The sequence below is a fragment of the Streptomyces cellostaticus genome (assembly GCF_001513965.1).
In the GTDB taxonomy this organism is placed as follows: Bacteria; Actinomycetota; Actinomycetes; order Streptomycetales; family Streptomycetaceae; genus Streptomyces; species Streptomyces cellostaticus.
Map to the genome: position 1 here is coordinate 149,546 of NZ_KQ948024.1, position 23,786 is coordinate 173,331.

At 69.8% G+C, this 23,786-nt stretch carries 25 protein-coding genes; 10 read left to right on the plus strand and 15 right to left on the minus strand.

Going from position 1 to position 23,786, the window contains the following annotated elements; translation table 11 throughout:
* Positions 1-98: 98 nt before the first annotated feature.
* Positions 99-2,774: a transglycosylase domain-containing protein gene (locus tag AQI88_RS20715; RefSeq protein WP_244184249.1), complete on the minus strand. Its 2,676-nt coding sequence runs from the start codon at positions 2,772-2,774 to the stop codon at positions 99-101.
* A gap of 1,096 nt (positions 2,775-3,870) precedes the next feature.
* Here AQI88_RS20715 and AQI88_RS20720 point away from each other — a divergent pair.
* From AQI88_RS20720 to AQI88_RS20735, 4 genes are read left to right on the plus strand one after another with little or no spacing between them, the layout of a single operon-like run.
* On the plus strand, positions 3,871-4,671 hold the full coding sequence (locus tag AQI88_RS20720; RefSeq protein ID WP_067001378.1) for an ABC transporter permease: 801 nt from the start codon (positions 3,871-3,873) through the stop codon (positions 4,669-4,671).
* Positions 4,672-4,720: 49 nt separating this feature from the next.
* Positions 4,721-5,485, plus strand: coding sequence for an ABC transporter permease (locus AQI88_RS20725; RefSeq protein WP_067001755.1), 765 nt, complete (start codon positions 4,721-4,723; stop codon positions 5,483-5,485).
* Between the two features lie 4 nt (positions 5,486-5,489).
* Positions 5,490-6,458 (plus strand): ABC transporter ATP-binding protein, encoded by a 969-nt coding sequence (locus AQI88_RS20730; RefSeq protein WP_107118611.1) that lies wholly within the window; start codon positions 5,490-5,492, stop codon positions 6,456-6,458.
* Between the two features lie 9 nt (positions 6,459-6,467).
* Positions 6,468-7,277, plus strand: coding sequence for a DUF1707 SHOCT-like domain-containing protein (locus AQI88_RS20735; RefSeq protein WP_067001381.1), 810 nt, complete (start codon positions 6,468-6,470; stop codon positions 7,275-7,277).
* 57 nt (positions 7,278-7,334) lie between these two features.
* Here the strand turns inward: AQI88_RS20735 and AQI88_RS20740 are convergent, their stop codons facing one another.
* From AQI88_RS20740 to AQI88_RS20750, 3 genes are all read right to left on the minus strand, one after another.
* Positions 7,335-7,736 (minus strand): hypothetical protein, encoded by a 402-nt coding sequence (locus tag AQI88_RS20740; protein ID WP_067001383.1) that lies wholly within the window; start codon positions 7,734-7,736, stop codon positions 7,335-7,337.
* 127 nt (positions 7,737-7,863) lie between these two features.
* The gene (rph, locus tag AQI88_RS20745; protein WP_067001386.1) at positions 7,864-8,601 is read right to left on the minus strand and encodes a ribonuclease PH; all 738 of its coding nucleotides are present in this window, start codon (positions 8,599-8,601) and stop codon (positions 7,864-7,866) included.
* 77 nt (positions 8,602-8,678) lie between these two features.
* Positions 8,679-8,912 carry a PTS sugar transporter subunit IIB gene (locus AQI88_RS20750; protein WP_067001388.1) on the minus strand — a complete coding sequence of 78 codons (234 nt, stop codon included), beginning with the start codon at positions 8,910-8,912 and terminating at the stop codon, positions 8,679-8,681.
* Between the two features lie 186 nt (positions 8,913-9,098).
* Between AQI88_RS20750 and AQI88_RS20755 the strand changes: the two genes are divergently transcribed.
* Both AQI88_RS20755 and AQI88_RS20760 read left to right on the plus strand, forming a co-directional pair.
* On the plus strand, positions 9,099-10,388 hold the full coding sequence (locus tag AQI88_RS20755; protein WP_067001391.1) for a PTS transporter subunit EIIC: 1,290 nt from the start codon (positions 9,099-9,101) through the stop codon (positions 10,386-10,388).
* 90 nt (positions 10,389-10,478) lie between these two features.
* Positions 10,479-11,732, plus strand: coding sequence for a PTS transporter subunit EIIC (locus AQI88_RS20760; RefSeq protein ID WP_067001394.1), 1,254 nt, complete (start codon positions 10,479-10,481; stop codon positions 11,730-11,732).
* A 72-nt stretch (positions 11,733-11,804) separates the two neighbouring features.
* On the opposite strand, the gene AQI88_RS20765 is transcribed toward AQI88_RS20760, so the two are convergent.
* A complete protein-coding gene (locus AQI88_RS20765; RefSeq protein WP_067001397.1) occupies positions 11,805-12,557 on the minus strand; it encodes an MBL fold metallo-hydrolase in 753 nt (250 codons plus the stop codon).
* Between the two features lie 243 nt (positions 12,558-12,800).
* On the opposite strand from AQI88_RS20765, the gene AQI88_RS20770 reads away from it, so the two are divergent.
* Positions 12,801-13,262, plus strand: a complete 462-nt coding sequence (locus AQI88_RS20770; RefSeq protein WP_067001400.1) for a type II toxin-antitoxin system PemK/MazF family toxin — start codon at positions 12,801-12,803, stop codon at positions 13,260-13,262.
* Positions 13,263-13,268: 6 nt separating this feature from the next.
* On the opposite strand, the gene AQI88_RS20775 is transcribed toward AQI88_RS20770, so the two are convergent.
* The 7 genes from AQI88_RS20775 to AQI88_RS20800 form a co-directional block, all read right to left on the minus strand.
* A complete protein-coding gene (locus tag AQI88_RS20775) occupies positions 13,269-13,718 on the minus strand; it encodes a hypothetical protein (RefSeq protein ID WP_067001402.1) in 450 nt (149 codons plus the stop codon).
* A gap of 127 nt (positions 13,719-13,845) precedes the next feature.
* Positions 13,846-15,915 carry a putative Ig domain-containing protein gene (locus tag AQI88_RS20780; RefSeq protein ID WP_067001404.1) on the minus strand — a complete coding sequence of 690 codons (2,070 nt, stop codon included), beginning with the start codon at positions 15,913-15,915 and terminating at the stop codon, positions 13,846-13,848.
* 263 nt (positions 15,916-16,178) lie between these two features.
* Positions 16,179-17,129 carry a PLP-dependent cysteine synthase family protein gene (locus AQI88_RS20785; protein ID WP_067001406.1) on the minus strand — a complete coding sequence of 317 codons (951 nt, stop codon included), beginning with the start codon at positions 17,127-17,129 and terminating at the stop codon, positions 16,179-16,181.
* Between the two features lie 8 nt (positions 17,130-17,137).
* Complete coding sequence (locus AQI88_RS20790; RefSeq protein ID WP_067001408.1) at positions 17,138-17,416, minus strand: MoaD/ThiS family protein; 279 nt, start codon at positions 17,414-17,416, stop codon at positions 17,138-17,140.
* Between the two features lie 86 nt (positions 17,417-17,502).
* Positions 17,503-17,598: a putative leader peptide gene (locus AQI88_RS48840; RefSeq protein WP_020940333.1), complete on the minus strand. Its 96-nt coding sequence runs from the start codon at positions 17,596-17,598 to the stop codon at positions 17,503-17,505.
* Between the two features lie 100 nt (positions 17,599-17,698).
* On the minus strand, positions 17,699-18,121 hold the full coding sequence (locus AQI88_RS20795) for a M67 family metallopeptidase (RefSeq protein ID WP_067001409.1): 423 nt from the start codon (positions 18,119-18,121) through the stop codon (positions 17,699-17,701).
* A gap of 143 nt (positions 18,122-18,264) precedes the next feature.
* The gene (locus tag AQI88_RS20800) at positions 18,265-19,683 is read right to left on the minus strand and encodes an amino acid permease (protein ID WP_067001411.1); all 1,419 of its coding nucleotides are present in this window, start codon (positions 19,681-19,683) and stop codon (positions 18,265-18,267) included.
* 150 nt (positions 19,684-19,833) lie between these two features.
* Here AQI88_RS20800 and AQI88_RS46690 point away from each other — a divergent pair, with 150 nt between their 5' ends.
* Positions 19,834-19,974: a hypothetical protein gene (locus AQI88_RS46690; RefSeq protein WP_167357467.1), complete on the plus strand. Its 141-nt coding sequence runs from the start codon at positions 19,834-19,836 to the stop codon at positions 19,972-19,974.
* A gap of 51 nt (positions 19,975-20,025) precedes the next feature.
* Here the strand turns inward: AQI88_RS46690 and AQI88_RS20805 are convergent, their stop codons facing one another.
* Both AQI88_RS20805 and clpS read right to left on the minus strand, forming a co-directional pair.
* Positions 20,026-20,631, minus strand: a complete 606-nt coding sequence (locus tag AQI88_RS20805) for a DUF2017 domain-containing protein (protein WP_067001414.1) — start codon at positions 20,629-20,631, stop codon at positions 20,026-20,028.
* 12 nt (positions 20,632-20,643) lie between these two features.
* The gene (gene clpS, locus AQI88_RS20810) at positions 20,644-20,961 is read right to left on the minus strand and encodes an ATP-dependent Clp protease adapter ClpS (protein ID WP_067001417.1); all 318 of its coding nucleotides are present in this window, start codon (positions 20,959-20,961) and stop codon (positions 20,644-20,646) included.
* 57 nt (positions 20,962-21,018) lie between these two features.
* Between clpS and AQI88_RS20815 the strand changes: the two genes are divergently transcribed.
* Entirely contained in the window at positions 21,019-22,365 is a 1,347-nt protein-coding gene (locus AQI88_RS20815; protein ID WP_067001420.1) for a nicotinate phosphoribosyltransferase, read from the plus strand.
* Between the two features lie 98 nt (positions 22,366-22,463).
* A complete protein-coding gene (locus tag AQI88_RS20820) occupies positions 22,464-23,057 on the plus strand; it encodes an isochorismatase family protein (RefSeq protein ID WP_067001423.1) in 594 nt (197 codons plus the stop codon).
* 275 nt (positions 23,058-23,332) lie between these two features.
* On the opposite strand, the gene AQI88_RS20825 is transcribed toward AQI88_RS20820, so the two are convergent.
* Positions 23,333-23,674: a hypothetical protein gene (locus AQI88_RS20825; RefSeq protein WP_067001426.1), complete on the minus strand. Its 342-nt coding sequence runs from the start codon at positions 23,672-23,674 to the stop codon at positions 23,333-23,335.
* Positions 23,675-23,786: the final 112 nt, after the last annotated feature.

The following is a 23,786-nucleotide window of genomic DNA, read 5'->3' on the forward strand; positions in this document are numbered from 1 at the left end:
AGGTCAACAACAGGAGTGCCGCCCGTTTTGTTGCGGGCGGCACTCACCGTGATCTTGCCTTATTCATACCTGTCATGACCACTACAGAGCAAGGGGCGTCAGGCGCCTGGGTCGCCGCCTCCGGCGCCGGCGGCCGTGCCCGTCGTACCGCCCCCGTCGGTGCCGCCGCCCGTGGTCGTACCTCCCCCGGTGGTTCCGCCCCCGGTGGTTCCACCGCCTGTCGTGCCGCCGCCGGTGGTGTCTCCGCCGGTGGTCGTGTCACCGCCCGTCGTGTCCCCGCCGGTGGTGGTGCCGCCGGTGTCGGTCGTGGTGCCGCCGCCGGTGGTGTCTCCGCCGGTGGTCGTCGCGCCGCCGGTGGTGGGGGTACTGGTGGTGCCGCCGGCAGTCGGGCTGGCGGTCGTACCTCCGGTGTTCGGGCTGGCGGTCGTACCGCCGTTGTTCTGGGCCCCGGTCGTGCCCGGCTGGGCCGAGCCGGTCGCGCTGGGCGGCTGCGGCTGGTCGGCGCCCTGCTCCAGCTGGAGGTCGAAGTCGGAGGCCGAAGAGCCCTTCAACGCGTTGCGCGTGTACTGGGCCCAGATCTCGGTCGGCGGGCCGCCACCGTTCATCCGGGGCTGGCCGAGGGCGCCGTACAGCCCCATGTGCTTGGCCGTCACCGGGTCCTGGCCCATCACGGAGACCACCGTGGCGAGGTCCGGGGTGTAGCCCGCGAACCAGGCGGCGGTGTCGTTCTCGGCGGTACCGGTCTTGCCGGCCGCCGGACGGTCCGCGGCCTGCGCGGCGGTGGCGGTGCCGTTGTCGACCACGCTCTGCAGAATCGACGTGGTGGTGTCGGCGGCCTCCCGGCTGACGGCCTGCTTGACCGGCTGCTCGGGCAGGTTGATCTCGTCCGTGCCGTCCTTGATGACCTTTTCGACCATGGTGTACGTGCCGTGCTTGCCGTGGTTGGCGAGCGTCGCGTAGCCCTCCGCCATGTCCAGGACGCTGGCGTTGGCGGTGCCGAGGGCGATGGACGGGTACGGCTGGAGGTCCGGGGTGCCGGAGGGGATGCCGAGGTCGATCGCGGTCTGCTTGACCTTGGACGGGCCGACGTCGACGGCCATCTGCGCGTAGACGGCGTTCACCGACAGATCCGTCGCCTTGGTGACGTTGATCTCGCCGTACGACTTCTGGTCCTCGTTCTGCGGGGCGTAGGAGCCGCCGCTCCAGCCCTCCACGGGGCGCTCGTTGGTGCCGTCGTACAGGGTGTTCGGGGTGATGGAGCGGCCGTCCTGGGTGGTCGAGCCGTTCTGCACCGCCGAGGTGAACACGAACGGCTTGAACGTCGAGCCGACCTGGAAGTCACCGCGGGTCGCGCCGTTGGTGTACTGCTTCACGTAGTCGATGCCGCCGTACATCGCGACGACCTTGCCGGTCTTCGGGTCGACGGAGGCGCCGCCCGCGCGGACGTAGCTGTCGGCCTTGTTGTTCTTCTTGTCCAGCTTGGAGATCAGCTGGTCGTTCACCGCCTTGACGAAGGCGTTCTGCCTGTTCTTCTGGATGGTGGTGGTGATGCGGTAGCCGCCGGCCTCCAACTGGTCCGTGGTGAGGATCTTGTTGGTGACCAGGTAGTGCCTGACCGCCTCCACGAGATAGCCGCGCTGACCGGACAGGCCCGTGGAGAGTGTCTGCTCCTTGGGCATGGGGAACTTCATGCCGGTGCGCTTGGCCTGGCTGAGCCAGCCCTTCTTGACCATGCCGTCCAGGACGTAGTTCCAGCGGGCGACGGCGGCTGCCTTGTTCTCGGGGTGGGCGATGACGTCGTACTCGCTGGGCGCGTTGACGAGCGCGGCGAGGTAGGCGGCGCGGGCCGGGTCGAGGTCGGCGGCGTCACGGCTGTAGTAGGCCTGGGCGGCGGCCTGGATGCCGTAGGCGCTGCGGCCGAAGTAGCTGGTGTTGAGGTAGCCCTCGAAGATCTTGTCCTTCGACTTGTTACGGTCGAGCTTGATCGAGATGAAGAATTCCTTGGCCTTGCGGGTGACGGTCTGTTCCTGGGCCAGGTAGTAGTTCTTGACGAACTGCTGGGTGATGGTGGAGCCGGACTGCTTGCCCTTGCCGGTGGCGGTGTTCCAGGCGGCGCGGAGCATGGCCTTGGGGTCGACGGCGGACTCGGTGTAGAAGTCGCGGTCCTCGGCGGCCAGTACGGCGTGCTGGGCGTCCTTGGATACCTCGGCGAGGCCGACGTTCTCGCGGTTGACCTGGCTGTCGCGTGTGTCGCGGGCGATCTGGGAGCCGTCGGCGTAGAGGTAGACGTTGGCCTGCTTGGTGGCGAGGGCGTTGGCGGGCGGGATGTTCACCAGCGAGTAGCCGAGGAAGAAGAGGCCGATGATCAGCAGGACGCCGATCACGAAGGTGCCGAGCACCATGCGCCAGGTGGGGATGATCCGCCGCCACCCGGTCCGCTTGGGCCGCTTGGGCTTCTTGCCCTTGCCGCCACCACCGTCTCCGCCGCCGACTGCAAGGGCGGTGGGCTCGTCGGCGGGGGCAGCTTTGGGGGTGCCGGTGGTGGGGGCGGAGCCGGTGGCGGACGTGGTGCGGTTGGTGGCGGTGGTACCGGGGGTCCGGCCGGTGGCGGCGGAGCCGGTGGTCGAGGTGGTGCGGTTGGTGGCGGTGGTACCGGGGGTCCGGCCGGTGGCGGCGGAGCCGGTCGTGGAGGTGGTGCGGTTGGCCGCGGCGCCGGCCGCACCGGCCTGAGCTGCGTTTGCTGCTCCGGCGGCCTTGGCGGCGCCGCCGGCCATACCGGCCTGGGCGCCCTTGGCCGCGCCGCTCGCCTTGCCGGGCTGGGTCGGCCGGGCCGGATCGGCCTGCCGAGGGCCCTTGACCCGGCGGAGGACCTGGGTGGTCTCGGGTGCGGGGGCGTCCTTGGCCGCCTTTTCGGTGCCTGGCTTCTCGGGCGTGGGGGCCGCTGCCGGCTTGATACGCCGGAGGACCTGGGTGCTCTCGGCCGCCTGGGGCTGCTCGGACTCGCGAGACTTTGCGGTCCCCTGGGATTCCCTGGACCGCTGAGGTACGACGGAACCCTGAGACTTGGCGGACCCCTGGGACTCGTTGGACTGAGGAGGTACCGCTGAGCCCTGAGGCTTCTCGGACTTCTTGGGCGTGGGCGTCTCCGGGCGCTGAGGCCTCTCGGACGCCTCGCCCGCCGTGGATCCCTCGCCCGCGCGGCCTTCCGTTCCGGTCCGCCCCGCGCGGCTCGCCTGAGCAGCCAGCGCCGCCCGGCGCGCCCGAGCTGCCTGCACGGCACCGGCACCAGCACCAGCACCAGCACCAGCACCAGCACCAGCACCAGCACCAGGGAGCGTCTGCCCCTGGGCAGCCTGAGCCGACCCGGTGGCAGAACCCTCCCGAGCCCCAGCCGCCCGGCCCTGGCCCTGGCCCGGCACCCGGCCCTGCCCGTCCCGGTCAGGCCGGGAACCCGCTCGGTCCCCGGGCGCGTTCTCGTCGGCGCTCGGGCGGCGGCCCTTCCCGGGGGCCCCGCCGGGTCGGGTGTTCGACCCGGCGGACGGGGTTTCGCGGTCCCGAGGGTGGGCCCCGGTGCGGCCCCCCTGTTCTCCGGGCCCTTCAGCCGGCAGCGGTTTTTTCGGTGCCCCGCCCTCGTTCTGCTGCTGCGGCTGCGGCTCGTCGCTCATGTCGTGCACGGACTCCTGTTTCGCGTCGTACGTTTCCCGTACGCCTCGTACGCCTTCTGCGCCCCCAGTTTGAAGACTCTCGCACCTGGCGTTCCGTTCCCGGATTCCGGCACGCTTCCGGGGCGGAAATTGCGTGGCCGGTCGCCGGGCCCGGGGACTAGGCTCCTGCGCTTCGGTGTCGAGGGGTCCAGGGAGGTCGACTGACGTGGGCGCTGGACGGTTGTACGGGGCCGTCGCGGCGGGGGGATTCAGACGGTACGCGACGTATCGGGCGGCGACTGCGGCAGGGGTGTTCACCAACACGGTCTTCGGGCTGATTCTCGTATACACGTATCGCGCGCTGTGGGACGAGAAGCCACACCTCGGGGGGTACGACCAGGCGCAGGTGGTGACGTATGTGTGGCTGGGGCAGGCGTTCTTGTCGACCCTCGCGATCGGGGGCGGGGGCGTCGAGGACGAGTTGATGGAACGCATCCGTACGGGGGATGTGGCGATCGACCTGTACCGGCCCGCGGATCTCCAGTTGTGGTGGCTTGCTGCCGATCTTGGCCGGGCGTTCTTCCAGTTGCTCGGGCGGGGGGTGCTTCCGTTCGTCTTCGGTGCGCTGTGCTTTCCGGTGTACCTGCCCACGGACGCGGGCACCTGGGTGGCCTTCTTCGTCGCGGTGCTGCTGGCGATGGTGGTCGGCTTCGGGATCCGCTTCCTGGTGGCGCTGAGTGCGTTCTGGCTGCTGGACGGCGCGGGGGTGTCGCAGATGGCGTGGCTGCTCGGGTACTTCTGCTCGGGGATGCTGCTGCCGCTGAACGTCTTCCCGGGGGCGCTCGGGGAGGTCGTACGGGTGCTGCCGTGGTCCTCGCTGCTGCAGGCGCCGGCGGACATTCTGCTGGGGCACGCGGATCCGCTGGGTACCTATCTGTTCCAGGGGGCGTGGGCGGTGGCGCTGCTGGGCGTGGGCCGGCTGGTGCAGTCGGTGGCGACGCGGCGGGTGGTGGTCCAGGGTGGGTGAGGGCAGCCGGCTGGTGGAGGGTGCGCGGGCCTATCGGCTGATCGCGGGGATGTGGGTGCGGTCCACGATGGCCTATCGGGCGTCGTTCGTGATGACCACGTTCGGGAACTTCGCGGCGACCTTCTTCGACTTCGTCGCGATCATGCTGATGTTCTCGCGGGTGGATGCGCTGGGTGGTTATGCGCTGCCGGAGGTGGCGTTCCTGTACGGGCTGTCGGCCGTGTCCTTCGGGCTGGCCGATCTGGTGATCGGGTCGATGGACCGGCTGGGGCGGCGGGTGCGGGACGGCACGCTGGACACGCTGCTGGTGCGGCCCGCGCCGGTGCTGGCGCAGGTGGCGGCCGACCGGTTCGCGCTTCGGCGGCTGGGCCGGGTGACGCAGGGGTCGCTGGTGCTGGGCTGGTCGCTCACCCGGGTGGACATCGACTGGACGGCGTTGAAGCTGCTGCTCATGCCGGTGATGGTGGTGAGCGGGTGCGGGATCTTCTGCGCGGTGTTCGTGGCGGGGGCGGCGTTCCAGTTCGTGGCGCAGGACGCGTCCGAGGTGCAGAACGCGTTCACGTACGGCGGTACGACGCTGTTGCAGTATCCGCCGACGGTGTTCGCGAAGGAGCTGGTGCGCGGGGTGACGTTCGTGCTGCCGCTGGCCTTCGTGAACTGGCTGCCCGCGGCCTATGTGCTGGGGCGGCCGTATCCGCTGGGCCTGCCGGGCTGGGTCGCGTTCGCTTCGCCGCTGGTGGCGGTGGGGTGCTGTGCGCTGGCCGGGCTGGCGTGGCGGGCGGGGCTTCGTTCGTATCGGAGTACAGGGAGCTAGCGCGGTGCCGGACAGTGAGTTCATCGCACTGGAGAAGGTCGAGAAGGTCTTCGAGGTGCGCAGGAAGACCGGGTTCCTCAAGCGGGAGCGGCGGCAGGTGCGGGCGGTGGACTCGATCTCGTTCACCGTGGCGCGCGGTGAGATGGTCGGCTACATCGGTCCGAACGGTGCCGGGAAGTCGACGACGATCAAGATGCTGACCGGGATCCTGACACCGAGTGCGGGGCGGCTGCGGGTGGCGGGGATCGATCCCTCGCGGGAGCGGACGCGGCTGGCGCACCGGATCGGTGTGGTGTTCGGGCAGCGGACGACGCTGTGGTGGGATCTGCCACTGATCGACTCCTACCGGCTGGCGCACCGGATGTACCGGATCCCTGACGCCCGTTACCGGGAGAATCTGGACCGGTGCGTGGAACTCCTGGAGCTGGGCGATCTGTTGGACGTGCCGGTGCGGCAGCTCTCGCTGGGCCAGCGGATGCGCGGGGACATCGCGGCGGCGCTGCTGCACGATCCGGAGGTGCTGTATCTGGACGAGCCGACGATCGGTCTGGATGTGGTGTCGAAGGCCAAGGTGCGGGGTTTCCTGAAGGAGTTGAACGCCGAGCGCGCGACGACGGTGCTGCTGACGACGCACGATCTGCAGGACATCGAGCAGTTGTGCTCGCGGGTGATGGTGATCGACCACGGGCGGCTGGTGTACGACGGTGCGCTGGCGGGGCTGCACGAGGCCGGGGAGGGTGAGCGGACGCTGGTGGTGGATCTGGAGCGGGAGTTGCCGCCGATCGAGGTGCCGTCGTGCCGGGTGGTGCGGGTGGAGGGGCCGCGGCAGTGGCTGGCGTTTCCGGCGGGGCAGTCGGCGGCGCCGCTGGTGGCGTCCATCGCGGCCGCGTATCCGCTGGTGGACCTGTCGGTGCGGGAGCCGGACATCGAGGCGGTCATCGCGAAGATGTACGCGGAGAAGGCGGTCTCGTAGGCTTCTGTCATGACCGACGACGCAAGTCCTGACCTCAGGGCGTCCGACGCCGACCGTGAGCGGGTCGCCGAGGTCCTGCGGGACGCGGTGGCCGAGGGCCGGCTCGACATGGAGGAGTTCGAGGAGCGCCTGGAGGCGGTGTACAAGGCGCGCACCTACGGCGAACTGACGCCGATCACCCGTGATCTCCCGGCGGCCGGCGCAGCGACGCCCACTCCCGTCTCGTTCGTCAAGGCGTCGGCGGAGAGCGGGGGTTGGGCGTCTCGTGTCGTCGGGGGCGAGGGGTCCTCGTCGGGCGGGATCGCGATCCTGTCGGGGTTCGAGCGCAAGGGCCGCTGGACGGTGCCGAAGCGGTTCAGCTGCTTTGCCTTCATGGGCGGCGGTGAGATCGACCTGCGCGAGGCGAACTTCGCGGACCACGAGGTCGAGATCAACTGTGTGGCGGTCATGGGCGGTGTGCAGGTCGTCGTCCCGCCGGGGGTCGAGGTCGTCGTGCGTGGCATCGGCATCATGGGCGGCTTCGAGCACCCGAGGGACGACGGACCGGCCGAGCCGGGCGCTCCGCGGGTCATCATCGGCGGGATCGCCTTCTGGGGCGGGGTCGGCGTGGAGCGCAAGGTCACGCGGGCCGAGCAGAAACGCCTGAAGGAGCAGCGCCGGCAGGAGAAGCTGGAGCACCGGCGGTCCCGGCACGAACTGCGCCAGGCCGTGCGCGAGGATGGGCACGAGCTGCACCGGGCGCAGCTCGAGGAATGGCACGAGCTGCACCGGCAGCGGCGTGAGGAGCGGCGGGAGCGGCGTCGGGGCCGGCGGTACTGAGCGCCGTCGGCGGCCACGGGTGCGGTTGTGGCGGGCCGCTCCCCCGAGTTCGCGCCCTTACTTGGTGCACACCTTGGTCAGTTCGCCGGCCGCATCCGTGACCGGCCCCACATCCGGTGTCTTGTCGCCGTTCTTGATGGCGGAACGCACGTTGTCCACGGCCTTGTTCACGTCGTCGACCGCCTTGTTGAGGTCGGCGTTGTCCGTCTTGTCGCCGATCTTCTTCAGGTTCTTCTCGATGGAGTCGAGGGAGGCGTCGGCCTGGGTGGGGTCGTTCGCCGCGTTCTCCACGGCCTGCTGGAGGTCGGTGACGCTGTCGGCTATGGAGTCGGCGGTCTGCACGCAGTCCAGGGCCTTGTTGACGGCGTCGCAGCCGGTGGTGAGGCCCGCGGTGAGCGCGGCGGTCGCGACGGCGGCGGCGACGGCGGTGAAGCGGCCTCGGCGTCGAGTGGCGGCCATGGTGGTGTGTTCCCTCCCCTGATACGGCTGGCCGGGCGCACGGTGGTGGTCCGTGCGCCCGTATCCATAGGGACGCCGAGGAGGAGGCGGGGGTTGCCCTCGCGCACCCCCGGGGTTTGGCGTTCCTTTACTTTTCGAGGGTGCGGGCGAGCGCGGCCTGCTGGATCGTGGTGAGTTCGGTGCAGCCGGTGACGGCGAGGTCGAGCAGGGCGTTGAGTTCCTCGCGGGCGAAGGGCTCGGCCTCGGCGGTGCCCTGGACCTCGACGAAGCGGCCGTCGCCGGTGCAGACGACGTTCATGTCGGTCTCGGCGCGTACGTCTTCCTCGTAGCAGAGGTCGAGGAGGGGGATGCCGCCGACGATGCCGACCGAGACCGCGCTCACGGTTCCGGTCAGCGGCTGGCGGCCGGCCTTGATCAGCTTCCTGCCCTGGGCCCAGGAGACCGCGTCGGCGAGGGCGACGTAGGCGCCGGTGATGGCGGCGGTGCGGGTGCCGCCGTCGGCCTGGAGGACGTCGCAGTCGAGGACGATGGTGTTCTCGCCGAGGGCCTTGTAGTCGATGACGGCGCGCAGGGAGCGGCCGATGAGCCGGGAGATCTCGTGGGTACGGCCGCCGATCTTGCCCTTGACGGACTCGCGGTCGCCGCGGGTGTTGGTGGCGCGGGGCAGCATGGCGTACTCCGCGGTGACCCAGCCCTCGCCGCTGCCCTTGCGCCAGCGCGGGACTCCTTCGGTGACGGAGGCGGTGCAGAAGACCTTGGTGTCGCCGAAGGAGACGAGGACGGAGCCCTCGGCGTGCTTGCTCCAGCCGCGTTCGATGGTGACCGGGCGGAGCTGTTCGGGGGTGCGGCCGTCGATTCGAGACATGGCACCGAGCCTATCCGGAGTGACGCAAGGGGCTCCTCCCGCGGGGGGAAGAGCCCCTTACGGGTGAACCGTGGGGTTCACATCATGTCTTCGATCTCGGCGGCGATCGGGTCGGCGTCGGTGCCGATGACGACCTGGATGGCGGTGCCCATCTTGACGACGCCGTGGGCGCCGGCGGCCTTCAGGGCGGCCTCGTCGACCAGCGAGGCGTCGGTCACCTCGGTGCGCAGCCGGGTGATGCAGCCTTCGATCTCCTCGATGTTGTCGATGCCGCCGAGGCCGGCGACGATCTTCTCAGCCTTGCTGGCCATGTTCCTTCTCCCTGATCCGAACCGCTTTGTCGCAGTAACCCACAGTTGGCCCATCTTTGCGAGCGGTCCTGCCGCACGTGCCGAATGATGGCGATCACGACAGCGGAACCGTCCGCCGACTGGTCTACACCACCGCGGGTACGGTCGCCAAACCGCGCCGGGCGAAGCGGTTCAGGGAGGACGCCGATGAGCGCCGACAGCACGGTCAGTCCCGCGCGCGCCCGCTGGCACAAGCTCTTCCAGGGCCTGCAGAAGATGGGCCGCAGCCTCCAGTTGCCGATCGCGGTGCTGCCGGCGGCGGGCATCCTCAACCGGCTCGGGCAGCCGGACGTCTTCGGCGCGGACGGGCTGGGCTGGACCGACGTCTCCAAGGTCATGATGGGCGCGGGCAGCGCCCTCCTCGACGGCGCCCTCGGCCTCCCCCTTCTCTTCTGTGTCGGCGTCGCCATCGGCATGGCGAAGAAGTCCGACGGCTCCACCGCCCTCGCCGCCCTCGCCGGCTTCCTCGTCTACTACGGCGTCCTGCGCCAGTTCCCCAAGGACTGCGCCGGCGGCGCGAAGGCCGTGCCCGGCGTCGGATGCGTGGCGCCGGACGCGACGGCCGCGGCGTTCTCGTACCAGAACCCCGGTGTCTTCGGCGGCATCGTCATGGGGCTGCTCGCCGCCTTCTTCTGGGCCCGTTACCACCGCACCAGGCTCGTCGACTGGCTCGGCTTCTTCAACGGCCGCCGTCTCGTCCCGATCATCATGGCCTTCGTGGCGATCGTCTTCGCCGCGCTGTGCCTGTGGATCTGGCCGCCCGTCGGGGACGCGCTGGAGAGCTTCAGCCACTGGCTCAGCGACCTCGGCGCCTGGGGGGCGGGCATCTTCGGCGTGGCGAACAGGGCGCTGCTGGTGGTCGGCCTGCACCAGTTCCTCAACGTCCCCATCTGGTTCCAGTTCGGCAGCTACACCAAGCCGGACGGCACGGTGGTGCACGGCGACATCAACATGTTCCTGGCGGGCGACCCGCACGCGGGCCAGTTCACCTCGGGCTTCTTCCCGATCATGATGTTCGCGCTCCCGGCGGCCGCCCTGGCGATCACCCACTGCGCCAAGCCGCACCGCCGCAAGGAGGTCGGCGGGCTGATGCTCTCGGTGGGGCTGACCTCGTTCGTCACCGGCATCACCGAGCCGATCGAGTACTCCTTCCTCTTCATCGCGCCGCTGCTGTACGCGGCCCATGCGCTGCTCACCGGTGTCTCGATGGCGGTGACCTGGGCGCTCGGGGTGCACGACGGCTTCAGCTTCTCGGCGGGCCTGATCGACTACGTCATCAACTGGAACCTGGCGACGAAGCCGTGGGCGATCATCCCGATCGGCCTGTGCTTCGCGGCCCTCTATTACGTCGTCTTCCGTTTCGCGATCACGAAGTTCGACCTGAAGACGCCGGGCCGGGAGCCGGAGGAGGAGGTGGAGGACGTCACCAAACTGTGAGCGGATTCGCGGGTTCCTTATCCCGCCTTCATCGTGCTACAACAGGTCTACACCACTGAGTGGTGTAGACCACCACCCGATGGAGGACGTATGAGCACCGCCACCGCACCAACGGCGGCCCCCGCGAAGAAGCGGGGATCCGGGCTGCTTCAGGGCCTGCAGAAGGTCGGCCGCAGCCTCCAGCTTCCCATCGCCGTGCTGCCGGCGGCGGGCATCCTGCTGCGACTCGGCCAGGACGACGTGTTCGGCAAGGACGGCCTCGGCTGGAACAAGGTCGCGGCCGTGTTCGCCACCGCCGGCGACGCCGTCTTCAGCAATCTGCCGCTGCTGTTCTGCGTGGGCATCGCCATCGGCTTCGCCAAGAAGGCCGACGGCTCCACGGCGCTGGCGGCGCTGGTCGGCTTCCTGGTGTACAAGAACGTGCTGACCGCGTTCCCCATCACCGAGGCCAAGATAACCAAGGGCGCGGACGTCGCCGCGACCTACAACGACCCGAAGGTGCTCGGCGGCATCGTCATGGGCCTCATCGCCGCCGTGGTCTGGCAGCGCTTCCACCGCACCAAGCTGCCCGACTGGCTGGGCTTCTTCAACGGCCGCCGTCTGGTCCCGATCCTGATGGCCTTCATCGGCACCGCTGTCGGCGTCGTCTTCGGCCTGGTCTGGGAGCCCATCGGCAACGTCATCACCGACTTCGGCCAGTGGATGACCGGCCTCGGCGCCGTCGGCGCGGCCATCTTCGGCGCCATCAACCGCGCGCTGCTGCCGGTCGGCATGCACCAGTTCGTCAACACGGTGGCCTGGCAGGAGATCGGCTCCTTCAAGGACTCCTCGGGCGCCGTCTGGCACGGTGACCTGCCGCGCTTCTTCCACGGTGACCCCACCGCCGGTCAGTTCATGACGGGCTTCTTCCCGATCATGATGTTCGCCCTGCCGGCCGCCGCCCTGGCGATCACCCACTGTGCGCGCCCGGAGCGCCGCAAGGCCGTCGGCGGCATGATGCTCTCGCTCGCCCTGACCTCGTTCGTCACCGGCATCACCGAGCCGATCGAGTTCGCGTTCATGTTCATCGCTCCGGTGCTCTACGTCATCCACGCGGTGCTCACCGCCGTCTCGATGGCCGTCACCTGGTCGCTGGGCGTGCACCACGGCTTCAGCTTCTCGGCCGGCGCGATCGACTACTTCCTCAACTGGGGCCTGGCCACCAAGCCCTGGATGATCATCCCGATCGGCCTGGTGTTCGCCGCGATCTACTACTCGGTGTTCCGCTTCGCCATCATCAGGTTCAACCTCCCCACCCCGGGCCGCGAACCCGAGGAGGAGATCGAGGACCTCACCAAGGCGTGAGGCTCGCCCCCGCAGGCACGAGAAGGCCCCCGGAGCTGCGGCTCCGGGGGCCTTCTCGTGTCTGCGGGGGTGTCAGATCTCGTACGTGACCCGCGGAGCGGCCAGCTCCACCGGCCCGTCGAACACCTCGCGCGCGTCCGCCAGGTTGACCTGCGGATCGGTCCACGGCGGGATGTGGGTGAGGACCAGGCGCCGGGCGCCCGCGCGGGCCGCCGTCTCACCCGCCTCGCGGCCGTTGAGGTGCAGGTCGGGAATGCTCTCCTTGCCGTGCGTGAACGCGGCCTCGCACAGGAACAGGTCGGTGTCCCGGGCCAGCTCGTCCAGCGCCTCGGTGACACCCGTGTCGCCGGAGTACGTCAGGGACCTCCCGCCGTGTTCGACCCGGATGCCGTACGCCTCCACGGGGTGGCGGACCCGCTCGGTGTGCACCGTGAACGGGCCGATCTCGAACATGGACGGCTTGACCGTGTGGAAGTCGAAGACCTCGCTCATGGAGGAGGCGGAGGGGGTGTCGGCGTAGGCCGTGGTCAGGCGGTGTTCGGTGCCCTCGGGACCGTAGACCGGGATCGGGCCGCAGCGGCCGCCGTCGTGGCGGTAGTAGCGCGCGACGAAGTACCCGAGCATGTCGATGCAGTGATCGGCGTGCAGATGGCTCAGAAAGATCGCGTCGAGGTCGTAGAGACCGCAGTGGCGCTGCAGCTCGCCGAGGGCGCCGTTGCCCATGTCGAGGAGCAGCCGGAAGCCGTCGGCCTCGAGGAGGTAGCTCGAGCAGGCCGATTCCGCGGATGGGAACGACCCCGAGCAGCCGACGACGGTGAGCTTCATGAAGCAGAAACCTCCGTTGGCGGGAAACCGGTGGGCGGGGAGCTGAGGAGAGGGGTCGGGAAAAGGGGCAGACGGGGGTCGTGCGGTTTGTCGAGCGTAAGGCGCAAAAGGGCGGGTCGCTCCTCCGCCAGGGGCCGTTGTGGGCGAACTCACCTGTGGTGTCACCGGTTCGGCTGGACCGGGGGCGCACAGGGAATGCGAGAGGGCGCGCAATGCGCGGCACGCGCCGGTAACGTCGTCCTTATGGACACGTCCTGGTGGCTGGCGCTCGCGGCGGTGGTGCTGCTCGCGCTGGTCGCCACGCTCGTCGACGGCTGGGGCCGCGGCCGCCGGCCCGGCGGGCGCCGGCTGCGGCCGCCCGGGCGCCCCGGCGGCCGGGACCGGGCCCGGACGGCCCATCCGCACCCCGGGGACATCTGGTGGGCGAACGTCCCCTACGAGGACCGCGCGGACGTCAAGGACCGGCCCTGCCTGGTGCTGGCCGTGCGCGGCAACCGGGCCACGGTCGCGAAGATCACCAGCAAGTACCACGACGAGCGTGCCGGGGTGATCCCGCTGCCGCCCGGGGCGGTCGGTGACGCCCACGGGCGGCCCAGCTTCCTGCAGACCGACGAGCTTCGCGAGGTGCCGTTCGGCGATTTCCGGCGCCGGGTCGGTGTGGTCGACCCGGTCCTGTGGGACCAGGTCAGGCACCTCGCCGGTTAGCCACGCCTACTTCACCTTCACCGTCACCGTCCACTGCTGGATGCCCTTGCAGGAGGCCTGGCCGGGGTCGGCGGGCGGGCACAGCGGGCGGGAGGACGTCAGTTTCGCGGTGCCGGCCGCCACCGCCTTGTAGGCCGCCGTGGCGTCGCCCGGCTGGATGACGAAGCCCGCGTTGATCGCCTCCAGGGCGGTGCCGCTCAGGGCGACCGGCTTCCAGGGGCGGGTCTTGGTGCCGTCGAGGGTGAGCCGCAGCTCGCCGCCCTTGGCCAGGCAGACGGTACGGCCGTTGTCGGCCACCTTCAGCTCCACCTGGGCGGCGCACCCGCTGCCGGAGGACGGAGCGGAGGCCGACGGCGAGACCTTGCCTTTGCTGCCGGAGTCCCCGCCGCTCTGGGAGCCGCAGCCCGCCAGGAGCAGCGCTGCCGCCGCGAGGGCGATGGGCGTCGTACGACGCATGGGTGTCCGCCTTTCTGCCGTGGCCGGCCGACCGGCCCCTTGGTGCAGATGAGACGTACCACCGGCACGGACGGATCCCGCACCCGGAAGGAAGTCTTCCGGGTGCGGGATCCGATTGCCGTACGGCTCAGCTGGTCGTCAGGGCGGTGTCGTCCACGACGAAGCTGGTCTGGAGGGAGGAGTCCTCCGCTCCGCTGAACTTCAGGGTGACCGTCTGGCCCGCGAACGAGGACAGGTCGAAGGTCTTCTGCGCATACCCGGAAGCGGCGTTGACGTTCGAGTACGTCGCCAGGGTGGTCGAACCGGCGGTCACGGTCAGCTTGTCGTACGCGGTGCTGCCGGTCTCCGCGGTGTCGATGTGCAGGTAGAAGGTGAGCGACGCCTTGCAGCCGCTCGGAATCGTCACCGACTGGGACAGCGTGTCGGTGTGCGAGGAGCCGTACCCGTCGAGCCAGGCCTTGTAGGAGCCGCCGTGCGCAGCCTCACCGGAGTCGTTGGTGATGACACCGCTGGTGGCACTCCAGGTGGTGTTGCCCGACTCGAAGCCCGGGTTGCCGAGCAGCTGGGCCGAGGTGCAGGTGCCGCCGGAGGAGCCGACCGTCCAGGTGAAGGAGGCCGAACCGGAGGCGCCGGTGGAGTCGGTCGCGGTGACCGTGACCTGGTAGGTGCCCGCGGTGGACGCCGTGCCGGAGATCAGGCCGGAGGAGCTGTTGACGGACAGGCCGGTGGGCAGGCCGGAGGCGCTGTAGGTCAGCGTCGCGCCCGCGCTGTCGGTGGCGTGGATCTGCAGACTGGCCGAGCCGCCGGTGGCGGTGGACTGGCTGCCGGGGTTGGTGACGGTCACCGTGTTGCCGGTGCTGGTGCCGGCGGTGAAGGCGGTGGTGCCGTTCGGGGTGCCCCAGCCGGTCGGGCCGTCGTAGCCGGTGCCCGCGGTGCAGAAGTACGAGGTGGAGCAGGAGCCGTTGCTGCCGCTGGTCACGTCGTACAGGTTGCTCGTGTGCTGGTACGGGTACTTCGCCGGGTAGTCGCCGGAGCCCGGGGTGCCCGCGAGGGCGTAGACGCCGGCGACGATCGGGGCGGAGGCGCTGGTGCCGCCGTAGACCGCCCAGCCGGAGCCGCCGTAGGTGTCGTAGACCGCCACGCCGGTGGCCGGGTCGGCGACCGCGGAGACGTCGGCCTCCATGCGCTTGGAGCAGCCGGTGTCGGTCTGCCAGCTCGGCTTCGGGTCGTACGCCGAGCAGCCGGAGCCGGTGCCCTCGGTGGAGCTGGTGTGCCACACCGACTCGCTCCAGCCGCGGGAGTTGGAGGAGGTGGTGAGCGCGGTGCCGCCGACGGCGGTCACGTACTGGGAGGTCGCCGGGTACTCGGCACCGTAGGCGGAGTCACCGGAGGAGACGGTGATGGCGACGCCCGGGTGCTTGAAGTACTGGGTGTCCTCGGTGGTCTGGGAGGACGCCTCGGAGCCGCCCCAGCTGTTGGAGACGACCTTGGCGCCCAGCGAGACCGCCTCGTTCTCGGCGATGCCGAGGTCGGTGTCGTTCGCGGAGTTGGCCTCGACCAGGATGATGCTGCAGTTCGGGCAGACGGCGCTGGCCATGTCGAGGTCCAGCGCCTCCTCGCCCGCCCAGCCGGTGTCGTTGGTGGGCAGCGAGGTGGTGGAGCCGGTCTGGCTGACCTGCTTGAAGCAGCCGTTGGCCTTGGTGCAGGCGGACAGGCCGTAGGTGGACCGGTAAGTGCCCAGGTCCGCCTCGGCGTTGGGGTCGTTGTAGGCGTCGACGATGGCGATCGTCATGCCGCTGCCGCCCGTGGAGGGCAGGTTGTAGGCGCTGTGCAGGTTGGCCGGGGAGAGGCCGGAGGGGGCCGCCGCGGCGAGCGCCGAGGCGAGCCGCTGCTTGATGTCGGTACGCCGCTGGGCGAAGCAGGACGCGTGGCCCGGCTCGGCGGTGGCGCACAGATGGGTCGTGGGGACCTTCTGTCCGGCCTTGCCGGTGGAGTGGAAGGTCTGACGCTCCGGGGCGGTCAGGGCCTTGGCGTTCTGCGCGGCCCGGGAGGTGTGGGGCGCGGGAGCGGTGGCGGTGTGGGCCCCGGCCGCCGGTGCCGCGGCCAGTCCGGCGACGGTCAGGGCGAGGGAGGGGAGGGCGACGGAGACGAGTCTTCGCAGACTCCGTCTGTGGCCGCTAGGGCGTGACTCACGCATGGGGTACTGCCTCCATGGGGAAGTGGGGTTTCTCGCACTGGTTGGGCAGGCCCGTGACGCGCGTAGCGGCGGCAGAACCGCGCAGTCATGAGCATGACACTCTCAGCACACCCCGATGTCGGGTGATCGTGACATGACAGGGTGTGGGAGGACCGTAGTCCCGGCCCGAGGAACACCGGCAGTACCGGAGGGAATTCTTTGCCCCTCCATAGGATGGGATTGGCCCCCTCATAGGAGGGGGCTGGCGTGCGCTTGATGCGGGGCTACGCCCAGAGCTGCCCCTGGAGCGTCTCGATGGCCTCTTCGGTGGTGGCCGCCGTGTAGACGCCGGTGGAGAGGTACTTCCAGCCGCCGTCGGCGACGATGAAGACGATGTCGGCGCTCTCGCCCGCCTTGACGGCCTTCTTGCCGACGCCGATCGCCGCGTGCAGGGCGGCACCGGTGGAGACGCCCGCGAAGATGCCCTCCTGCTGGAGGAGTTCACGGGTGCGGGTGACCGCGTCGGCGGAGCCGACCGAGAAACGGGTGGTCAGGACGGAGGCGTCGTACAGCTCCGGTACGAAGCCCTCGTCGAGGTTGCGCAGGCCGTAGACCAGGTCGTCGTAGCGCGGCTCGGCGGCGACGATCTTCACGTCCGGCTTGTGCTCGCGCAGGTAGCGGCCGACGCCCATCAGGGTGCCGGTGGTGCCGAGGCCCGCGACGAAGTGGGTGATGGAGGGGAGGTCGGCGAGGATCTCCGGGCCGGTCGTGGCGTAGTGGGCGCCCGCGTTGTCCGGGTTGCCGTACTGGTAGAGCATCACCCAGTCGGGGTGCTCGGCGGCCAGCTCCTTGGCCACGCGCACGGCGGTGTTGGAGCCGCCCGCGGCCGGGGAGGAGATGATCTCGGCGCCCCACATGCCGAGCAGGTCCCGGCGCTCCTGCGAGGTGTTCTCCGGCATCACGCACACCATGCGGTAGCCCTTGAGCCTGGCGGCCATCGCGAGGGAGATACCGGTGTTGCCGGAGGTGGGCTCCAGGATCGTGCAGCCCGGGGTGAGGCGGCCGTCCTTCTCCGCCTGCTCGACCATGTGCAGGGCCGGGCGGTCCTTGACCGAGCCGGTCGGGTTGCGGTCCTCCAGCTTGGCCCAGATGCGGACGTCCGGGGACGGCGACAACCGCGGCAGGCGCACCAAGGGGGTGTTGCCCACCGCGGCCAGCGGGGAGTCGTAGCGCATGGCCGGTCTCAGACCATGCCGCCGGCGACGGCGGGCAGGATCGTCACGGTGTCGCCGTCGGACAGCTTGGTGTTGATGTTGTCGAGGAAGCGGACGTCCTCGTCGTTCAGGTAGACGTTGACGAAGCGGCGCAGCTTGCCTTCGTCCACGATGCGGGCCTGGATGCCCGCATGCCGGGTCTCGAGGTCGGCGAACAGCTCGGTGAGGGTCTCACCGCTGCCCTCCACCGCCTTCTGACCGTCGGTGTACTGGCGGAGGATGGTGGGGATGCGGACCTCGATGGCCATGGCTGGGCTCCTGTCGGAAAGGGTGCGTCGATTGGTGCGCGCGCGGCGGCGCGCCGCGGCTCACGGCCGTACGGCGGTGGGGAACGTCAACAGATGGCGCTGTTCAGCCTGCACAGGTCGACGTGCAGCCGCGCCACGAGCAGGATGCCCGGCGTCTTCTCGCTCACGTCGTTCAGAACCATGGGCTCATCGTATCGATTCCCGGTCCGGCTCCTGGAATGTGATCCCACATGACGGACAGATTTCAACCGCAGTGTGAGACCAGCCGGGATCAGGCCGAGGTCAGTACGTCTCCACGACCTTGACCTCCTCCTCCGTGACCGCTCCGTCGAGGATCCGGAACGAGCGGAACTGGAAGTCACCGAGGCCGTCGGTGTCGGCGGTGGAGACGAGGACGTAGTGGGCGCCGGGCTCGTTGGCGTAGCCGATGTCGGTCCGGGACGGGTAGGCCTCGGTCGCGGTGTGGGAGTGGTAGATGATCACCGGCTCCTCGTCGCGGTCGTCCATCTCGCGGTAGAGCTTGAGCAGGTCGCCCGAGTCGAACTCGTAGAACGTGGGCGACATGGCCGCGTTCAGCATCGGGATGAAGCGCTCGGGGCGGTCCGAACCCGCCGGGCCCGCGACGACGCCGCACGCCTCGTCGGGGTGGTCCTTGCGGGCGTGGGCGACGATCTGGTCGTGGAGGGCCTGGGTGATGGTCAGCATGTCGGTCAGGATAAGCAGAGGGGCCGTCCCGTACCGAGGTGTGGTACGGGACGGCCCATATGACGGACGTCCTGAGCGGCAGCCGCCGAGGGTGCCACGAGTACTCCCGGCGGCCGGACGTCCTGGGGATGGCCTCCCGGTGGTCAGCCCACCTGCTCCAGTTCCGGCTCGCGCCGGTCGGCGATCTGCGGCGTGCGGTTCTTCAGGACCAGCCAGCCGATGCCGAGCGCGACCGCCCAGACGGCCATCACGTACAGGCAGACGCGGGAGTCGGCATCGTACGCGATCAGGCCGGTGACGAAGAGCAGGAACGCGATGGCGATGTACGAGCACACCGCGCCGCCCGGCGCCGGGAAGGACGAGGCGGGCAGCCGGCCCGCGTCGACCGCGCGGCGGTAGAGGACGTGGCTGACCAGGATCATCAGCCAGGTCCAGATGCCGGCCGCGGTGGCGACGGAGGTGACGTAGCCGAACGCCTTCTCCGGGACGACGTAGTTCAGGACGACGCCGATGCCCATGAACAGCACCGAGACGGTGATGCCGAGCGCCGGGGTCTTGGTGGACGACAGCCTGGAGAAGACGCGCGGGGCCTCCCCGTTGTCGGCGAGGGTGCGCAGCATGCGGCCGGTGGAGTACATGCCCGAGTTGCAGGACGACAGGGCCGCGGTGAGCACCACGAAGTTGACGATGCCGGCGCCGGCCGGGATGCCGATCATCGCGAACGCCTTCACGAAGGGGCTGACGCCCTCCGTGAACTCGGTCCACTTCACCACGCACAGGATGACGGTGAGGGCACCGACGTAGAACAGGCCGATGCGCCAGGGCAGCGTGTTGATGGCCTTCGGGAGGGTCTTCTCCGGGTTCTCGGACTCGCCCGCGGTCACGCCGACCAGCTCGACGGCGAGGTAGGCGAACATCACGCCCTGCAGGGTCATCAGCGAGGAGCCGATGCCCTTGGGGAAGAAGCCGTCGAACTGCCACAGGTTGGAGACGGACGCGGTGTCACCGGCGGCGCTGAAGCCGAAGGTGAGCACGCCGAGACCGATCACGATCATGCCGATCAGGGCGGTGACCTTGACCATCGAGAACCAGAACTCCAGCTCGCCGAAGAGCTTCACGGAGATCAGGTTGACCCCGAAGAGGATCACCAGGAAGACGAGCGCCGTCACCCACTGCGGGACGGCCGGGAACCAGTAGTTGATGTAGATCGCGGCGGCCGTCAGCTCGGCCATGCCGGTGACCACCCACATCAGCCAGTACGTCCAGCCGGTGAAGTACCCGAAGAACGGGCCGAGGAACTCGCGGGAGTAGTCCGCGAACGAGCCGGAGACCGGGCGGTAGAGCAGGAGTTCACCCAGGGCCCGCATGATGAAGAAGATGATCACGCCGGCGAGGGCGTACATCAGGATGAGGCTGGGGCCCGCCTTCTCGATGTTGGCCCCGGCCTTCAGGAACAGACCGACACCGATCGCGCCGCCGATCGCGATCATCTGGACCTGGCGGCTGCCGAGCCCGCGCTCGTAGCCCTCCTCAGGGGCTTCGGTGACCCTCTCAGAGGTCATGTGTGGTGCGCCTTTCTCCATGCCGACCCGGGCCGTTCGTCGGCCTCGGATCGGGTTTCGATCCCCCCGGATTGATGGAGTTGAGCGGGTTTCGAAAGCCCGCTCGTGCCTGGCCGGCGGTCGCCGGCTCGGTGGCGCACCCAGCCGGACATGGGTGGTGTCGGCCGGGCGGTCGTGAAGATTTATCACGGCCGCAATATTGATCACAGGGGCGCGGTGTGGCGCATCGCACAGGCAAAAGCGGACAAAGAATGCCCGAAAGCGCCAAACCAGCCCGCAATGGTGATGTGATCGTTATCCGGATTTGAGCGTCCGCTGAGCGAACAGCGAAAGCGCGACAAGTTACGACATAAGGGTCGTCACGAGCGTCTCCTGGAGGCCGCCCAGCCATAGATAGGCCATCACCATCGGCTTGCGCGGGTCCTCGTCCGGGAGCCGGTAGAGCAGATCGGTGTCGTCCTCGTCGGTGATCTCCAGCCGGGCGCCGATCGCCAGGCGCAGATCGTTGAGGGCACCGAGCCAGCGCCTCGACTCCTCCGGGGACAGTTTGAGCACCGCCCCGCCCTCGTCCACCGGGGACAGAGCATCCAGGGTGCGGATCACCGCGAGGGCGTTGTCCCGCTTGCCGGCCCTGAGGTCGTTCTCGGTGTAGCGGCGGAACTCGGCGGAGTGCGCCTCCCGCTCCTCGGCCTCGGCCGGGGAGGCAGGCGCCGTCTCCGGGTCGCTGTAGGCGTCCGGGAAGAGCCTTCTGAGCACCGGGTCGGCGGGCGGCTCGCTCGGGCCCTCGGCGAACAGCTCGGCGAGCGGGTCGGCGGAGGCGTCCTCGGCGGGGCCGGGGCCGATGAGCTCCAGGAGCTGGACGGCCAGCGACCGGATGATGGAGATCTCGACCTCGTCGAGTGCGACGGCAGCGCCGCCGCCGGGAATCGGTTCGAAGTGTCCGGGCATCGAAATGGGTTGCTACTTCCGGTCCTGCTGGAGGGTGGCCCACAGACCGTAGCCGTGCATCGCCTGCACGTCGCGCTCCATCTCCTCGCGTGAGCCGCTGGAGACGACCGCCCGGCCCTTGTGGTGGACGTCGAGCATGAGCTTGGTGGCCTTGTCCTTGGTGTAGCCGAAGTACGTCTGGAAGACGTACGTCACATAGCTCATGAGGTTGACCGGGTCGTTGTGGACGATCGTGACCCAGGGGACGTCGGGCTCGGGTACGACGAAGACCTCCTCCGCCGACTCGGTGCGTTCGATCTCTACGGGCGCGGGTGACGTCACACAGCCCATGCTGCCACGCACACGATAAATCGTCACACTGACGAAATGGGGGTACGATGACCTGCCATGAACACAGCGGACCTTGGGCTGCCGGTGGACGTTCCCTCGACGGCACTCTTCACGGACCAGTACGAGCTGACGATGTTGCAGGGCGCTCTGAAGGCCGGTACGGCCGAGCGGCGCAGCGTGTTCGAGGTCTTCACCCGGCGACTGCCGGACGGGCGGCGCTACGGCGTGGTGGCGGGCACCGGGCGGGTCCTGGACGCGGTCGAGAACTTCCGCTTCGACGACGGTGTCCTCGGCTTCCTGCGGGAGCGGAAGATCGTGAACGAGGAGACCCTGAGGTGGCTCGCCGACTACCGCTTCAGCGGTGACATCTGGGGCTACCCCGAGGGCGAGGTGTACTTCCCGGGCTCGCCGATCATGCGGGTCGAGGGCAGCTTCGCCGAGTGCGTGCTGCTGGAGACCGTGATCCTCTCCATCCTCAACCACGACTCGGCGATCGCGGCCGCCGCCTCCCGGATGGCCTCCGCCGCAGGCAGCCGGCCGCTGATCGAGATGGGCGCCCGCCGCACCCATGAGCTGGCCGCCGTGGCCGCCGCGCGGGCCGCCTACGTCGGCGGCTTCGCGACCACCTCCGACCTCGCGGCCGGCTTCCGCTACGGCATCCCGACCGTCGGCACCTCCGCGCACGCCTTCACCCTGCTGCACGACCACGAGCGCGACGCCTTCCAGGCCCAGGTGGACTCGCTGGGCCGGAACACGACCCTCCTGGTGGACACGTACGACGTCGCCGAGGCGGTGCGTACGGCGGTGGAGGTGGCCGGGCCCGAACTGGGCGCGGTGCGCATCGACTCCGGGGACCTGCTCCTTGTGGCGCACCGGGTGCGGCAGCAGCTGGACGAGCTGGGCGCCACCGCCACGAAGATCGTCGTGACCTCGGACCTGGACGAGTACGCGATCGCCTCGCTGGCGGCGGCGCCCGTGGACGCGTACGGCGTCGGCACCCAGCTGGTGACCGGCTCCGGGCATCCGACCTGCTCGATGGTCTACAAGCTGGTCGCCCGGGCCGAGTCCGCCGATCCGGGGGCGCCGCTGGTGCCGGTCGCGAAGAAGTCCAGCGGGGGCAAGACCTCCATCGGCGGGCGCAAGTGGGCGGCTCGGCGGCTGGACGAGGAGGGCGTGGCCGAGGCCGAGGTGATCGGGACCGGGCCGGTGCCGGCCGGGCTGGCCGACCGGCAGCTGCTGGTGGAGCTGGTCAAGGGCGGCGCCGTCGTCGCGCGCGAACCGCTCGACGTGCCCCGCGAGCGGCACATCGCGGCCCGCGCCAACCTTCCGCTGTCCGCGACACAGCTCTCCCGGGGGGAACCCGTCATTCCGACGGAGTACGTCCAGGGGCGCTCGGGCAGCTGAAGCGCGCCCCCTGTCCGCCCCCTGTCCGAGCCCCCTCCCGAACGGGCCACAAACTCTCTAGGCTCAGTTACTTAACCGACAGCCGAAGGACACCCACCATGCGTCGCGCCTTGATCGTCGTAGATGTGCAGAACGACTTCTGCGAGGGGGGCAGCCTCGCGGTGGCCGGGGGTGCGGATGTCGCCGCCGCCATCACCGAGCTGGTCGGCCAGGCGGCGGGTACCGGATACCGGCACGTGGTCGCCACCCGTGACCACCACATCGCACCCGGCGGCCACTTCGCGGACAACCCCGACTTCGTCCGCTCCTGGCCCGCGCACTGTGTCGCGGGCACGGAGGGCGTGGGCTTCCACCCGAACTTCGCGCCGGCCGTCGCCTCCGGGGCGGTGGACGCGGTGTTCGACAAGGGGGCCTACTCGGCGGCGTACAGCGGCTTCGAGGGCAAGGACGAGAACGGGGTCTCCCTGGCCGAGTGGCTGCGCGCCCGTCACATCGACGAGGTCGACGTGGTCGGCATAGCCACGGACCACTGCGTACGCGCCACCGCGCTGGACGCCGCTGGGGAGGGGTTCCGTACGCAGGTACTCCTGGACCTGACCGCCGGCGTCGCTCCCGAGACGACCGAGCGGGCGCTGGAGGAGCTGCGCGAGGCAGGCGTCGAACTCACCGGCAAGCCGGTGGTCAGCGGCTAGAAAGCCGGGCGACAGGGGCTTGCGGCGAGTTCGGCCGCCGGACAGCGCCGTCGTGCTTGATCACCGTTGCGGCGGAGAAGGGTGAGCGGCGAGGAAGGGTGAGCGGCGGGCGCAGGCGGCGGAGTGAATGCACCGGCGAGCGGATGACACCGGGCCGGGCAGCCACCCCAGGGGCGCGGGACGGTATCGATATGCGGCTCCGCCGCGTGGGCGCGACCAGCCACCGCGGACCCGCAGTCGTCCGCCTCGCAAGGCACACCCAACCTGCGATCGGCCTACCCGGCGGAGCCGTGCTGCACCACCGCCGACCTGCGCAGCAACGCGCGGATCGGGTGCCACAGCTCGCCCACGATGACACCGTTGTCGGGCGCCGTGCGCCATATGAGGCCGTCGGGGTGGTGCAGCACCGCCGTGATCTCGTCCGGGGTCGGCGGGGCCGCGTTGCCCCGGAGGTAGATCGCGCGCAGGCCCAGATTGCGGAGCCTGGTCAGGGCTCGGGCGCGGTTCTGGGCGTGCACCAGGACGCGCACTCCGGTCGAGCCGTCGGCGACGTGGGGCAGGTTCAGTGCCACCACCACGGTTCCGTTCGGCAGTTTGCAGAAGCCTCCTGCGGCCATGCGGTCACATCCCCGTTTCGGTCGGTGTCAATAAGTGAGCCACAGGACGCACCTAAACACGATCGGCGGCGACCCGCCAGGGGGTCACCGCCGATACGCTCCTGACCTGCGG

Excerpts from the sequence above, each read along its gene's own strand:
- AQI88_RS20715 (WP_244184249.1), bottom strand. The coding sequence starts at position 2,774 with ATGGCCGGCGGCGCCGCCAAGGCCGCCGGAGCAGCAAACGCAGCTCAG.
- AQI88_RS20725 (WP_067001755.1), top strand. The coding sequence starts at position 4,721 with ATGTGGGTGCGGTCCACGATGGCCTATCGGGCGTCGTTCGTGATGACC.
- AQI88_RS20735 (WP_067001381.1), top strand. The coding sequence starts at position 6,468 with ATGACCGACGACGCAAGTCCTGACCTCAGGGCGTCCGACGCCGACCGT.
- AQI88_RS20740 (WP_067001383.1), bottom strand. The coding sequence starts at position 7,736 with ATGGCCGCCACTCGACGCCGAGGCCGCTTCACCGCCGTCGCCGCCGCC.
- rph (WP_067001386.1), bottom strand. The coding sequence starts at position 8,601 with ATGTCTCGAATCGACGGCCGCACCCCCGAACAGCTCCGCCCGGTCACC.
- AQI88_RS20750 (WP_067001388.1), bottom strand. The coding sequence starts at position 8,912 with ATGGCCAGCAAGGCTGAGAAGATCGTCGCCGGCCTCGGCGGCATCGAC.
- AQI88_RS20755 (WP_067001391.1), top strand. The coding sequence starts at position 9,099 with ATGAGCGCCGACAGCACGGTCAGTCCCGCGCGCGCCCGCTGGCACAAG.
- AQI88_RS20760 (WP_067001394.1), top strand. The coding sequence starts at position 10,479 with ATGAGCACCGCCACCGCACCAACGGCGGCCCCCGCGAAGAAGCGGGGA.
- AQI88_RS20765 (WP_067001397.1), bottom strand. The coding sequence starts at position 12,557 with ATGAAGCTCACCGTCGTCGGCTGCTCGGGGTCGTTCCCATCCGCGGAA.
- AQI88_RS20770 (WP_067001400.1), top strand. The coding sequence starts at position 12,801 with ATGGACACGTCCTGGTGGCTGGCGCTCGCGGCGGTGGTGCTGCTCGCG.
- AQI88_RS20775 (WP_067001402.1), bottom strand. The coding sequence starts at position 13,718 with ATGCGTCGTACGACGCCCATCGCCCTCGCGGCGGCAGCGCTGCTCCTG.
- AQI88_RS20780 (WP_067001404.1), bottom strand. The coding sequence starts at position 15,915 with ATGCGTGAGTCACGCCCTAGCGGCCACAGACGGAGTCTGCGAAGACTC.
- AQI88_RS20785 (WP_067001406.1), bottom strand. The coding sequence starts at position 17,129 with ATGCGCTACGACTCCCCGCTGGCCGCGGTGGGCAACACCCCCTTGGTG.
- AQI88_RS20790 (WP_067001408.1), bottom strand. The coding sequence starts at position 17,416 with ATGGCCATCGAGGTCCGCATCCCCACCATCCTCCGCCAGTACACCGAC.
- AQI88_RS48840 (WP_020940333.1), bottom strand. The coding sequence starts at position 17,598 with ATGGTTCTGAACGACGTGAGCGAGAAGACGCCGGGCATCCTGCTCGTG.
- AQI88_RS20795 (WP_067001409.1), bottom strand. The coding sequence starts at position 18,121 with ATGCTGACCATCACCCAGGCCCTCCACGACCAGATCGTCGCCCACGCC.
- AQI88_RS20800 (WP_067001411.1), bottom strand. The coding sequence starts at position 19,683 with ATGACCTCTGAGAGGGTCACCGAAGCCCCTGAGGAGGGCTACGAGCGC.
- AQI88_RS46690 (WP_167357467.1), top strand. The coding sequence starts at position 19,834 with ATGGGTGGTGTCGGCCGGGCGGTCGTGAAGATTTATCACGGCCGCAAT.
- AQI88_RS20805 (WP_067001414.1), bottom strand. The coding sequence starts at position 20,631 with ATGCCCGGACACTTCGAACCGATTCCCGGCGGCGGCGCTGCCGTCGCA.
- clpS (WP_067001417.1), bottom strand. The coding sequence starts at position 20,961 with ATGGGCTGTGTGACGTCACCCGCGCCCGTAGAGATCGAACGCACCGAG.
- AQI88_RS20815 (WP_067001420.1), top strand. The coding sequence starts at position 21,019 with ATGAACACAGCGGACCTTGGGCTGCCGGTGGACGTTCCCTCGACGGCA.
- AQI88_RS20820 (WP_067001423.1), top strand. The coding sequence starts at position 22,464 with ATGCGTCGCGCCTTGATCGTCGTAGATGTGCAGAACGACTTCTGCGAG.
- AQI88_RS20825 (WP_067001426.1), bottom strand. The coding sequence starts at position 23,674 with ATGGCCGCAGGAGGCTTCTGCAAACTGCCGAACGGAACCGTGGTGGTG.